This window comes from Streptomyces sp. NBC_00557 (genome assembly GCF_036345995.1).
GTDB lineage: Bacteria > Actinomycetota > Actinomycetes > Streptomycetales > Streptomycetaceae > Streptomyces.
This window is the reverse complement of sequence record NZ_CP107796.1, coordinates 7,220,644-7,232,978: the sequence shown is the minus strand read 5'-3', so window position 1 is coordinate 7,232,978 and position 12,335 is coordinate 7,220,644. Positions and strand designations below refer to the sequence as shown.

Here is a 12,335-nt window from a genome sequence, read left to right as displayed (position 1 = left end):
CCCGTATGAGGTGGGCATCGCATCCTTCGACCGACCGTCGAACGGGGAGGTGCGTGTGCTCGGACCGGTGTCGGCAGCGTGGCTGCTGGTCGCCCTGTGCACGGCGACGGGGGCGTACTGCCTGCTGCGGATGCGCAGCGGCGTCGAGGAGCAGCGCCGGGCCGCGGGCGGCGAGGCGCTGATGGGCTTCGGCATGGCCGTGATGGCCGTACCGGCGGCCGTGTTCACGCCGCCGGGATGGGCGTGGCCGCTCTACGCGGCCGTGTTCGGCGCGGCGGCGCTGCGCGCGCTGTGGGCGGCGCGCACGGCGCCGCACCATCTGCACCACCTGGTGGGCACGGCGGCCATGGTCTACATGTCGGTGGCGATGGCGGCGGCCCCGCCCGGTGCGCACCACGCGCACGGCGGCTCCGGGGTGCCGTTGCTGACCGGCGCACTGCTGCTGTACTTCACCGGGTACGTGCTGCTCACCGGCGCCCGACTGGTCCCGGCGGCCGGTCCTGGTCCGGCGCTCGGGGCGGGGCCGGCGCTCGGGGCCGGTGGGGCTGTCGAGGTTGGTGCGGGGGTCGGGGCCGGTGCGGCGGTCGGGGCAGGGGGAAGGCCGCTCGGCTGGGGCGACCGGCCGGAGTTGGCGCGGGCCTGCCGGCTGTCGATGGGGATCGGCATGGTCGCCATGCTGCTCACCATGTGACCGGATGAGAGTGAGCGGGTCATGCCGGCCGGCCCGGATAGGGTCGGGCGCATGACTGCCGTGTTGTTCGACTTCTCCGGGACGCTGTTCCGCGTCGAGTCCACCGAGTCCTGGCTGCGGACGGTACTGGCCGAGACGGGGTACACCCTGCCCGAGCCCGAACTGCAGGCCAGAGCAAGGGACCTGGAAACGGCCGGTGCGCTGCCGGGCGGTGCGACACCGGTGGAGGTGCCCGCGGACCTGGCCGGGCTCTGGGCGGTGCGGGACAAGAGCGCGGAGCTGCACCGGACGGCGTACACGGGCCTGTCCCGGCGGGTGCCGCTTCCCGACCCCGGGCTGCACGACGCGCTGTACGAGCGGCACAAGACCCCGGCCGCCTGGGCGCCCTACCCGGACGCCGAGGAGGTGCTGCGCACGCTGCGCGAGCGCGGGATCGGCGTCGGCGTGGTCAGCAACATCGGCTGGGATCTGCGCCCGGTGTTCCGCGAGCACGGCCTCGACCGGTACGTGGACGCGTACGTGCTGTCGTACGAGCACGGCGTGCAGAAGCCGGACCCACGGCTGTTCTCGGTGGCCTGCGCGGCGCTCGGCGCCGATCCGCGCGAGACGGTGATGGTCGGCGACAGCAAGGAGGCCGACGGCGGGGCGGCCGCGCTCGGCTGCCGGGTGCACTTCGTCGACCACCTGCCGGTGACGGACCGCCCGGACGCCCTGCTGCCGGTGCTGGATCTGGTGGGCTGAGGCCCACCACCCCGCGGCGCCCTCCCTGTTCCACGCCGCCCGCCTGAGACGATCCCCCGCGTCGCCCCAGACGGACGGCAGCCCTGGACAGGCCCCGCGCATGGCGGTGCCCACCGCGTTGAGTATAGTTGGCTGGCAGCCAGTCAACGCAGGAGTTACAGGATGTCCCCGCGCAGCGCCTCGGTCAATGAAGAGTTGCGGCGGCGTTCCCGTGAGCGGCTGCTGCAGGCCGCCGTGGAGCTGGTCGACGAGAACGGATTCGAGGCCACCACGCTGGGCGACATCGCGGACCGTGCCGGTTCGGCGCGCGGACTGGTGTCGTACTACTTCCCCGGCAAGCGCCAGTTGGTGCAGTCCGCCGTGCACCGGCTGATGCACCGCACGCTGGAGGAGGCGCTGGAGCGGGAGCCGCGCACCGACGACGGCCGGGAGCGCCTGGCGCGGGCCATCGACGCGATCCTGGGCCTGGCCCGCGACCGGCCGGTGCTGATGCGCCAGCACATGGCGGGGCTGCTGCAGGCGGAGGGCTTCGTGCAGTGCCCGGAGCAGCGCCGGCTGTCGGAGCTGCTCAGCGACACGGTCGCCCGGTGCGGCTCACAGGACGTCGCCGCCGACTATCCGATGCTGCGGGCCCTGCTGATGGGCGCGGTGTACGCCGCACTGGTGCCGGGGGTGCCGATGCCCGTTCCGGCGCTGCGGGCCGAGCTGTTCCAGCGGTACGGGCTCGACTGGGAGTCGGGACTGCCGCCGGAGAAGGAGACGGACGAGGGTACCCGGAAGCGGGACCTGTCCCGGTTCTTCGCCACGGAGGAGCGCCCGAGCGGCTCCTGAGGACGAGAGGAGCGCCCCCCAGCAGCCCCCGAGGACGGAGGGAGCGCCCCAGCAGCCCCCGAGGAGCGTCCCGGCAACCCCCGAGCACCTCCCAAGATGAGTCCGGGCAGCCCCAGAGGAGCGTCCCGACCGCCGCGGAGACCGTCCGCGTCAGTCGCGGCGCACGTGACGGGGTGTCAGGAACCCGGCGTCCCGCGCCTGGGCGATCAGGCGGAGGGAGCGCCGGCGGCTGCGTCCGGTCGCGTTCATCACGGCGAGCACCGGGTCGACGCCCGCCTCCTGCGCGGCGCGGTACTCCTGCGCGACCAGCCGGCTGCCCTCGACGCCCCGCAACCGGACCGGCCGGGCGTGCTGCGGTCCCGCGCACAGCACGCCGCCCTCTCCGCCCTCCCCCGCCTCTCCGGACTCGTCGCCGGCTTCCGGTCCGCCCCCGTCCTCCGGCGGCTCGCCGCCGTCGTCCCCGCCTTCCTTTTCCTCGCCGTCCTCGTCGTAAGACTGCTCCCCTGCGCGGGGCTCCGGCCGCTCCACGCCGCACGACGCGAACAGCGGGCCCTCGATCCAGTCCGCGAGCACGGCCAGGTCGGCCAGGGACAGGGCCGGCTCGGCCTGCACGTCCTCGATGGACACGCGCCCCTCGTGCAGCACGGCAAGGGCGTCGACGCGCGCGCCGTCCGGGAAGGCCAGCCGTACCTGGAACCAGGACGTGACGTCGCCGCGCTCCTGCTCGTCGCCGTGCTGCCGCACCTTCCACGCGGGCCACACGGAGACCGCGCCGTCCGCCGTGTTCCGGTCGGAAAGATGAAGAAAGGACGCTTCTGGCACACACGCAACGTAATCGCGTGATCACCTCCAGACGAAGGGACACGCGTCGGCGTCACCCCGCCGGACCCTGCACTGACGGGCCGGGGGATGCGATGCTGGAGTCGTTCGCAGGCTCTCTCTCCTTCCCCTTCGGCCGAGGAGTCCCGCTGTGCTGCGTATCGCCGTCGTCGGCTCGGGACCGAGCGGGTGCTACACCGCCCAGACACTGGTCCAGCTGGATCCCGAGGCGCGCGTGGACGTCCTGGACCGGCTGCCGTGCCCGTACGGCCTGGTCCGGTACGGCGTCGCCCCGGACCACGAGAAGATCAAGTCGCTGCAGGGCAGTCTCCGGTCGGTGCTGGAGCACGAGCGCGTGCGGTTCCTCGGCGGGGTCCGGGTGGGCGGCCCCGGCGGGCTGCCGGTGGAGCGGCTGCGGGAGCTGTACCACGCGGTGGTGTACTGCGTGGGCGCCGCCACCGACCGGCACCTCGGGATTCCGGGCGAAGAGCTGCCGGGCAGCTGGTCGGCGACCGACTTCGTGGCCTGGTACAGCGCGCACCCGGACGCGGCCGACGCCGGCTTTCTGCGCGGGGTGCGGTCGGCCGTCGTCATCGGCGTGGGCAATGTGGCGGTGGACGTCACGCGGATGCTGGTGCGGGGCGCGGAGGAGCTGCGGCCGACGGACATCCCGCAGGGTGCGCTGGACGCCCTCGCGGCGAGCGGGGTCACCGACGTGCAGATGGTGGGCCGGCGCGGCCCCGCCCAGGCCCGCTTCACCACCAAGGAGCTGCGCGAGCTGGGCGGGCTGCCCCACACCGAGGTCAGCGTCGATCCGGGCGACCTGACGCTGGATCCGGCCGATGCCGCGGCGCTGCCCACCGTGCAGCGGCGCAATCTGGAGGTGCTGCGCGGCTGGGCCGGACGGCCCTCGTCCCGTGCCGTCCGCCGTATCCGGCTGCGGTTCTTCCTGCGCCCGGTGGAACTGCTCGCCGAGCGGGGCCGGGTGGGCGGGGTGCGTTTCGAGCGGACGGCGCCGGACGGCCGGGGCGGGGTGACGGGCACGGGCCGGTTCGAGGAGGTGCCGGCCCAGTTGGTGCTGCGCTCGGTGGGCTATCGCGGGGTTCCGCTGGACGGGCTGCCGTTCGACGCGCCGAGCGGCACGGTGCCGAACGCGGCAGGGCGTGTCCTGCGCGACGGCGTCCCCTCCCCCGGCGAGTACGTCGCCGGCTGGATCAAGCGCGGCCCGACCGGTGTCATCGGCACCAACCGGCCCTGCGCCAAGGAGACGGCGACCTCCCTGCTGGCGGACGCTCCCACGCTGATGCGCCGGCCCGTGCCCGAGGACCCGGTGGCGGCGCTGCGGGCGGCCGGGATCGAACCGGTGCCGTGGGCGGGGTGGCTGGCGATCGAGCGGGCCGAGGCGGAGCTGGGCGCACGCCTGGGACGGAGCGTGGTGAAGCTGGCCGACTGGGACGCGCTGCTCAGGGCGGCCGGGTCGCGGTAGCGTCGGCGGCCGGCTCGCGGTAGCGCCGCGGGCGGGTCGCGGTAGCCCCGGCAGGCAGCTCGGGATAGCGCCGGCGGGCGGGGATTCCTCCGTCGCCGGGCGGGCATGACACACACCGGCAACGGTCCGGAAATCAACAAACTGTGCAAGACGCCTACGGTCTCGTCCTGTTCCGATGCCACCCCCCGCCCGCGCACGGTTGGAGTGCCCATGGCCACCACAGACGTCCATCCCGTCGACGAGATACCGCCGGTACGGCAGTTGGCGGCCCTCGGGCTGCAGCACGTGCTCGCGATGTACGCGGGCGCCGTCGCCGTCCCGCTGATCGTGGGCGCGGCGATGAAGCTCTCGCCGGCCGATCTGGCGTATCTGATCACCGCCGATCTGCTGGTGTGCGGGATCGCCACGCTGATCCAGTGCGTCGGCTTCTGGCGGTTCGGTGTCAGGCTGCCGATCATGCAGGGCTGTACGTTCGCGGCCGTGTCGCCGATGGTGCTCATCGGGACGACGGGCGGCGGACTGCCCGCGATCTACGGTTCGGTGATCGTCGCGGGTCTGGCGATCCTGCTGCTCGCCCCGGTCTTCGGCAGACTGCTGCGGTTCTTCCCGCCGCTGGTGACCGGCACGGTGATCCTGGTCATCGGGGTCTCGCTGCTGCCGGTGGCGGGCAACTGGGCTGCGGGCGGCGCCGGTTCGAAGGACTTCGGGGAGCCGAGGAACCTGGCGCTGGCGGCGTTCGTGCTGGCGGTGGTGCTGGCCGTGCAGCGGTTCGCGCCGCCCGCGCTCGGCCGGGTCGCCGTGCTGATCGGGATCGCGGTGGGCCTGGCGGTCGCGGTGCCGTTCGGGTTCACCGACTTCGGCGGGGTCTCCGACGCCGACTGGCTGGGCGTCAGCACGCCGTTCCACTTCGGGGCGCCCGACTTCAGGGCCTCCGCGATCGTGTCCATGCTGGTAGTGGCTCTGGTGACCATGACCGAGACGGCCGGCGACCTCATCGCGGTGGGCGAGCTGACGGGGCGGACGGCGACACCGCGCTCGCTCGCCGACGGGCTGCGCGCGGACGGTCTGTCGACAGTGCTGGGCGGGGTGTTCAACACCTTCCCGTACACGGCGTACGCGCAGAACGTGGGCCTGGTCGGGCTGACCCGGGTGCGCAGCCGCTGGGTGGTCGCGGCGGCGGGCGGGATCCTGGTGCTGCTCGGTCTGCTGCCCAAGCTGGGCGCGGTGGTCGCGGCGATCCCGGCGCCGGTGCTGGGCGGGGCCGGACTGGTGATGTTCGGCACGGTCGCGGCGAGCGGGCTGCGGACGCTGGCCCGGGTCGACTTCGCGGGCACCCAGAACCTGACGGTGGTGGCGGTGTCGGTGGCCGTCGGCATGCTGCCGGTGGGGGTGCCGACGGTCTACGAGAAGTTCCCGGACTGGTTCCAGACGGTGATGAACAGCGGGATCAGCGCGGGCTGCCTGTCCGCGATCGTGCTGAACCTGCTCTTCAACCACCTTCCCGCGAAGGCGGGTTCAGCCGTCACCGCCGAGGCGGACGGACTGCCGGTCCGCAGCGGCGAGGAGGCTGGCGAGCAGCCCCGGGAAAAGACCGTCTAGGTCGTCCCGGCGCAGCACGTTCATCTTGGCCGTGCCCCGGTAGACCTGCCGGATGACCCCGTTCTCGCGCAGCACCCGGAAGTGGTGGGTGGTGGTGGACTTGGTCACCGGCAGGTCGAACTGGGAGCAGGTCAACTCGGCGTCACGGGCGGCGAGTTCGCGTACGATCCGCAGCCGCATCGGGTCGGAGAGCGCGTGCAGCACGCCCTCGAGGCGGATCTCGTCGCGCTCCGGGTGCGGCAGCGCGCGGCCGGCGGCGGTCTCGGTCACGGCGGCTGCCCCTTCGTCGCGGAACTCCTCGGTCACCAGCATCGTACGAGACTCACCGTAGTTTGACACCTATCGTAGTACGAGGTTTATCGTACGAGTCGACCACGGTCCCGTGACGAACGGAGTCTGACGTGAGCGCCCTCTTCGAGAGCATCACCCTGCGCGAAGTGACCATCCCGAACCGGGTGTGGATGCCCCCGATGTGCCAGTACTCGGCCGCGCCGGAGGGCCCGCTCGCGGGCGCTCCCGGTGACTGGCACTTCGCGCACTACGGGGCGCGGGCCACGGGCGGCACCGGTCTGATCGTCGTGGAGGCCACCGCGGTCGCGCCGGAGGGCCGGATCTCCCCGTACGACCTCGGCCTGTGGAACGACACGCAGGTGGAGGCCTTCCGCCGGATCACCGGCTTCCTCAGCGCCCAGGGCACGGTGCCGGGCGTCCAGCTCGCCCACGCCGGCCGCAAGGCGTCCACCGACCGGCCCTGGAAGGGCGGTGCGCCGCTCGGCCCCGAGGCGGGCGGCTGGCAGCCGGTCGCGCCGAGCGCGGTGCCCTTCGACGAGCGCCACCCGGTGCCCGCCGAGCTGACGGTGGAGCAGATCCGGGAGGTCGTCGGCCGGTTCGCCGCCGCGGCCCGCCGGGCGTTCGCCGCCGGCTTCGAGGTCGTCGAGATCCACGGCGCCCACGGCTATCTGATCAACGAGTTCCTCTCCCCGCACTCCAACCACCGCACCGACGCCTACGGCGGCTCGTACGAGAACCGCACCCGGTTCGCCCTGGAGGTCGTGGACGCCGTACGGGAGGTGTGGCCCGAGGAGAAGCCGGTGTTCTTCCGCATCTCGGCCACCGACTGGCTCCAGGACGGCGGCTGGACCGCCGAGGACACGGTCCGCTTCGCCCACGACCTGCACGCGCACGGCGTCGACCTGCTCGACGTCTCCACCGGCGGCAACGCCTCCGGCGTGACCATTCCGACCGGGCCGGGCTACCAGGTGCCGTTCGCCGCCCGGGTGAAGGCCGGGAGCCCGCTGCGCGTCGCCGCGGTGGGCCTGATCACCGAGGCCGGGCAGGCGGAGAAGATCGTGACGAACGGCGAGGCCGACGCCGTCCTGCTGGGCCGCGAGCTGCTGCGCAACCCGTCCTGGGCCCGGCATGCCGCCCGCGAGCTGGGCGGCGAGGTCCGGGTGCCGGACCCGTACCACCGCTCGGTCTGAGCCCGGCCGGGCAGGACCGTAGCCGCGCCTCGCTCTGAGTCGGCCGGGCAGGACGGGCGCCACCCTCGCGGTCCGAACCCGGCCGGCTCAGGGCGAGCGCCACCCTCGCGGCCCGAGCCTGGCCGGACAGGGCGAGCGCCGCCCCGTCCGTCCGAGCCCGGCCGCACAGGACAGGCGCCGCCCCGCCCTGTCCGAGCCCGGCCGCACAGGACAGGCGCCACCCCGCCCTGTCCGAGCCCGGCGGGCCAGGGCGAGCGCCACCCCGTCCGTCCGAGCCCGGCCGTACAAGACAGGCGCCACCCCGTCCGTCCGAGCCCGCCGGGCAGGGCGGGCGCGCCACCGGCTCAGCTCGGCAGCAGCCGCGTGACCGTCTCCTCCAGGCGGGGCAGCACCCGCTGTCCCGCCAGCGCCAGGGCGATCGCCGCGACGACCCCGGCCCAGGCGACCGGGCCGAGCGGGGTGCAGCCGACGGCCTGGCTGACGACCGGGGTCTGCACGGCCGCGACCAGGGCCGCCGCGGACCCCAGGCAGGTGATCTGCACCAGGCGGCTGTCGCGCCGGTCCAGCCAGGTCTGCACGAGCTGGGTGCCGACCACCCCGCACAGCGCCATCGTGCTGGAGCGGCGCGCGGTGCCGGGGGTGAAGCGGCCGAACAGCCAGGCCGTCACCGCGCCCAGGCAGGTGGTGAGCGCCCGGTGCCGGATCTGCCGCAGCAGGGGCGCGCCGAGCACGGCGGAGGCGTCCTCCGGGGATCCGCCGCGGGCGCCGGCCGTGCCGTGCTCCCCGTCCCCGCCCGGGCCGCCGCGGGCCCGCAGCATGCCGGACTCCTCCGCGCGCTCGGTGACCGCGACCGCCATCGACGGGAACAGGTCGGTGAAGAGGTTCACCATGAGCATCTGCCGGGTGGACAGCGGCGCCCGGCCGGACAGCAGGGTGCCGAGCATGCCGAACCCGACCTCGCCCGCGTTGCCGCCGATCAGGATGGCGATGGCGTCGGCCACGCTGTGCCACAGCGCGCGGCCCTCGCCGACCGCGTCGATCAGGACCGTCAGGTCGTCGTCGGTGAGGACGATGTCGGCGGCGTTGCGGGCGGCGGCCGAACCGCGCGCGCTGATCCCGACGCCGATGTCGGCGGCGCGGATCGCCGCGGCGTCGTTGGCGCCGTCGCCGACCATGCCGACGACCCGGCCGGCGTCCCGTAGCGCCTCCACGACCTGCAGCTTCTGCTCCGGCGCCACCCGCGCCACCACACCGGCGTCCCGCAGCATCCGGGCCCTGGCCGCCCGGTCCGCCGCGGCCAGCTCGTCCCCGGTGACCACCACGGTGTCCTCGGGCCAGCCCAGCTCGGCGGCGATGGCCCGCGCGGTCTGCGGATGGTCGCCGGTGAGCATCACCGGCCGCACCCCTTCCTCCAACAGGCCCTCCACCAGCGCCGTGGAGGTCTCGCGCGGTACGTCGGACAGGGCGAGCAGCCCGGTGAACTCCAGCTCCTGCAGCGGCTGTTCGAGGACGTCGGCCGGCTCGTCGCCGGCGCCGAGCCGCCGTTCGGCCACCGCCAGCACCCTCAGGCCCTCGCCCGCCAGCGTTCGTGCCGCCTCGGAGGCGTGCTCGGGCAGGGCGGAGCAGGCGGGCAGCACGGTCTCCGGGGCGCCCTTGACCACCAGGACGAGCGGGCCGTCCCCGCTGCGGCCCACGGCGGCGGCGTATCCGCGGGCCGCCTCGAACGGCAGGCCCGCGAGCTGCGTCCAGTCCGGGTCGGGGCCGGCCGCGTCCAGCACGGCCTCGTCGGTGGCGTGCACGGGCTGCTCGGCCCCGCCGTTGATGCGCGGGCAGGCGCGGGCGGCGGCCCGGACGGTGCCCGCGGACCCGGCATCGTCCACCGTGTGGACCGTGCCGTCGGCGTCGGAGGTGCGCACCAGGCGCAGCCGGTTCTCGGTGAGCGTGCCGGTCTTGTCGAAGCAGAACGTGTCCATGCGGCCCAGCGCCTCGAGGGTGCGCGGGGTGCGCACGAGGACGCCGTCGTGGCTCAGCCGGCGGGCGGCCGCCAGCTGCGCCACCGTGGCCACCAGCGGCAGGCCCTCCGGTACGGCGGCCACGGCCACCGCCACGCCGCCGCTGACCGCCTCCCGGATGGGGGTGCCGCGCAGCAGCGCCAGACCCGTCACCGCGGCGCCGCCCGCCAGGGTCAACGGCATCGCCTTGCGGGTGAGTTCCTGCAGCCGGGCCTGGACGCCGCCGGCCGGGGGTGTGCGGGCGGCGAGGTGGACGGCGCGGGCCGCCTCCGTGTGCTCGCCGGTCTCTACGACCATGGCGCGGGCCTGGCCCGCCACGACGGTCGTCCCCTCGAAGACCATGCAGCGCCGGTCGGCGACCGGGGCGTGCGGGGTCGGGTCGGTCTGCTTCTCCACCGGCAGCGACTCGCCGGTCAGGGCCGACTCGTCGACCTCCAGGCCCTCCTGCCACAGCAGCCGGGCGTCGGCGGGCACCACGTCGTCCGCCTTCAGCTGGATCACATCGCCCGGATGCAGCTTGCCCGCATCCACGGTGCGGGTGCCGCCGGCCGGCGCCTCGCCCTGCGGCGGGACCAGCCGCGCCTTCTGCTGCTGCTCCGCGAGCAGCCCGGACAGCGCCCGCTCGGCGCGCAGCCGCTGGATGCCTCCGACCAGGGCGTTCAGGTCCAGGGCGCCGACGACGAGCAGGGCGTCCACGACCGAGCCGAGGATCGCCGACGCCGCCGAGCCGACCGCGAGGACCGGGGTGAGCGGGTCGTGGAGTTCGCCGCGCACGGCCCGGCCCAGCCGGCAGGTCCAGCGCAGCGGCGCGGCGGCCGGGTGCCGGGCGGCGCCGGCCACGGTCTTGCGGACGCGGGCGGTCAGTTCCTCGAACGCGCCGTGCTCCTCGGCCGGTTCGTGCTCCAGCCGCTCCCGCGCCTGCTCGGGCGCCAGCTCGTGCCAGTGCACGCGCGGCCGCGGGTGCGGGGGCCGGGCCGTCGCCACGCCGAACGCGGCGCGCGCCCCCGACAGCAGGGCCGACACGGCGGCGGCGTCGACCGGGGCGTGCCGCAGCCCCGGCAGCGCGGCGAACCGTCCCCGGCCGCCGCCGGACTCGCCGACCGCGACGAGGAGTCCGGACAGGGCGGCGCCGGAACGGGCCAGGATCTGGGCGTGCCCGCTGACCGTCCGGGCCGCCGGGATCGCGGTCAGCACCCGCCACACGTCGGGCAGTCCGTGCAGGGCGAGGAGATCCGCGCCCCACACCACGGCGCCCTCCTGGTCGGTGAGGGCGACGGCGATGTCGGCCGCCCGCAGCCCGGCCAGCACGTCGTGGTCGTCCGCCGAGCACACCCGGGCGACGGTGAGCACCCCGCCTCCGTCGCCGCGTGCCTGGTACACCACGTCGTCCAGCGGCCGGCGCGCGTCCACGACCTGGTCGGCGAGGCCGACGAAGTCCTCCAGAGCGGGGTCTTCCACCAGCACCACCCGCAGGCCGGCCCGGCGCGCCGCGTCCAGCACGGGTTCGGCCCACGGGTCCGGCTCGCCGTCGTCGGTGCGCAGCACATCGGCGTCCAGGACGATCGTGCCGGCCATCTCCAGCCGGCGCAGCCGGTCCGGGTCGCGGACCAGGACGCCGTTGCGGGCGAGGGCGGTGCTCAGCAGCGCGTGGAAGGCGGCGGGGCCGTAGCGGGCGGCCTTCGGCGAGCCGGCGAGGACCGCTTCCGCCGCCTCGGCGCCGTTGTGCTTGACCAGCAGGGTGGCCGCCGCGCCCAGCACACTGCCCGCGGAGGCGTGCTCGGCGTACTCCTGGGCCGGCGACTCCCGCAACGGCGGCCGGGGGGCGCCGTCCGCCGGAAGGCTGATGCGGCCGGGCGCGCACAGCTGGTCGTGCACCGAGTCGAAGGCGGCCGCGCGGGCCACCGTCTCGGCCACCTGGCAGGCCCGCAGGGCGCCGTCGAGGACCAGCGAGGTCGGGGTCTGCCCGGCGCCGTGGACGGCTGCGTTCGCACAGGCAAGAACGAGGTCCATGCCGGTGTCCCCGAGCAGGCCGCGCAGCCAGGCGCGAAAGCGGGGGTTCTCCCGCAGCAGCGTCACCGCCGCGGTCGCGACGCGGGGCGTGGGCGGCAGCCGCAGCGCGTACGCGCCGAGCGCGACGCCGATGCCCGCCGCGTCGGCGGCGAGCGCGGCCGCGGCCGCACGCACCCCGGCCGGGTCGGCGGGATGCGTGGTCTCCTCCACGTCGCCGCCGGACAGCACGAGCCCGTGCCGCTCGGCCAGGTCGGCGGCGTGGCTCAGGACCTCGTCGGCGGCCTCCTCGCCGGTCGCGGTCACCACCAGGCGCGCGAGCCCCTGGTCCCAGTAGGCGACCAGCACGTCGGGCCGCTCCGCGAGCGCCTCGGCCACCCGGCGCGCGAGGTGCGCCGTGCCGCCCGCGCGCCGCACCTGTTCCCGCTCCACCGGCCGCAGGGCCAGATGGGCGCGGGCGCCGGCCCGCCAGTGGCCCCCGGTGCCGGGCAGCGCGTTGCGCGCGACCCGTGCCACCCGTACGGCGGTGTCCGCGCCGCGCACGCCGGCCCGCGCCGTTCCCGCGGCGGCGCCGGCGGCCATCCCGACCGCCGGCGCCAGCAGCCGCGGTGCGGCGGGCAGCAGCCGGGCGGCCGCGGAGGGCACCGTCAGCAGTCCGATCCCCATGG

At 75.3% G+C, this 12,335-nt stretch carries 9 protein-coding genes; 6 read left to right on the top strand and 3 right to left on the bottom strand.

What is annotated here, in order from left to right:
• The first annotated feature begins 55 nt into the window (after positions 1–55).
• The 3 genes from OG956_RS31960 (at position 56) to OG956_RS31950 (ending at position 2,263) form a co-directional block, all read left to right on the top strand.
• On the top strand, positions 56–691 hold the full coding sequence (locus tag OG956_RS31960; RefSeq protein WP_330341487.1) for a DUF5134 domain-containing protein: 636 nt from the start codon (positions 56–58) through the stop codon (positions 689–691).
• Between the two features lie 51 nt (positions 692–742).
• A complete protein-coding gene (locus tag OG956_RS31955; RefSeq protein ID WP_330341486.1) occupies positions 743–1,432 on the top strand; it encodes an HAD family hydrolase in 690 nt (229 codons plus the stop codon).
• Positions 1,433–1,594: 162 nt separating this feature from the next.
• Complete coding sequence (locus OG956_RS31950) at positions 1,595–2,263, top strand: TetR/AcrR family transcriptional regulator (RefSeq protein WP_330341485.1); 669 nt, start codon at positions 1,595–1,597, stop codon at positions 2,261–2,263.
• Positions 2,264–2,413: 150 nt separating this feature from the next.
• Here OG956_RS31950 and OG956_RS31945 read toward each other — a convergent pair whose 3' ends face one another.
• The gene (locus tag OG956_RS31945; RefSeq protein WP_330342995.1) at positions 2,414–3,025 is read right to left on the bottom strand and encodes a DUF6214 family protein; all 612 of its coding nucleotides are present in this window, start codon (positions 3,023–3,025) and stop codon (positions 2,414–2,416) included.
• 208 nt (positions 3,026–3,233) lie between these two features.
• On the opposite strand from OG956_RS31945, the gene OG956_RS31940 reads away from it, so the two are divergent.
• Complete coding sequence (locus OG956_RS31940; protein WP_330341484.1) at positions 3,234–4,568, top strand: FAD-dependent oxidoreductase; 1,335 nt, start codon at positions 3,234–3,236, stop codon at positions 4,566–4,568.
• 210 nt (positions 4,569–4,778) lie between these two features.
• Positions 4,779–6,167, top strand: coding sequence for a nucleobase:cation symporter-2 family protein (locus OG956_RS31935; protein WP_330341483.1), 1,389 nt, complete (start codon positions 4,779–4,781; stop codon positions 6,165–6,167).
• Here OG956_RS31935 and OG956_RS31930 read toward each other — a convergent pair.
• Positions 6,084–6,479 carry an ArsR/SmtB family transcription factor gene (locus OG956_RS31930; protein ID WP_330341482.1) on the bottom strand — a complete coding sequence of 132 codons (396 nt, stop codon included), beginning with the start codon at positions 6,477–6,479 and terminating at the stop codon, positions 6,084–6,086. The genes OG956_RS31935 and OG956_RS31930 overlap by 84 nt on opposite strands.
• Before the next feature lie 89 nt (positions 6,480–6,568).
• Between OG956_RS31930 and OG956_RS31925 the strand changes: the two genes are divergently transcribed.
• Positions 6,569–7,648 (top strand): NADH:flavin oxidoreductase/NADH oxidase, encoded by a 1,080-nt coding sequence (locus tag OG956_RS31925; protein ID WP_330341481.1) that lies wholly within the window; start codon positions 6,569–6,571, stop codon positions 7,646–7,648.
• 344 nt (positions 7,649–7,992) lie between these two features.
• Here the strand turns inward: OG956_RS31925 and OG956_RS31920 are convergent, their stop codons facing one another.
• Positions 7,993–12,333, bottom strand: coding sequence for a cation-translocating P-type ATPase (locus tag OG956_RS31920; protein ID WP_330341480.1), 4,341 nt, complete (start codon positions 12,331–12,333; stop codon positions 7,993–7,995).
• Positions 12,334–12,335 lie beyond the last annotated feature (2 nt).

What these genes read in the sequence shown, in the direction of transcription:
- OG956_RS31955 (WP_330341486.1), top strand. Translation starts at nt 743, where the DNA reads ATGACTGCCGTGTTGTTCGACTTCTCCGGGACGCTGTTCCGCGTCGAG.
- OG956_RS31950 (WP_330341485.1), top strand. Translation starts at nt 1,595, where the DNA reads ATGTCCCCGCGCAGCGCCTCGGTCAATGAAGAGTTGCGGCGGCGTTCC.
- OG956_RS31935 (WP_330341483.1), top strand. Translation starts at nt 4,779, where the DNA reads ATGGCCACCACAGACGTCCATCCCGTCGACGAGATACCGCCGGTACGG.
- OG956_RS31930 (WP_330341482.1), bottom strand. Translation starts at nt 6,479, where the DNA reads ATGCTGGTGACCGAGGAGTTCCGCGACGAAGGGGCAGCCGCCGTGACC.
- OG956_RS31920 (WP_330341480.1), bottom strand. Translation starts at nt 12,333, where the DNA reads ATGGGGATCGGACTGCTGACGGTGCCCTCCGCGGCCGCCCGGCTGCTG.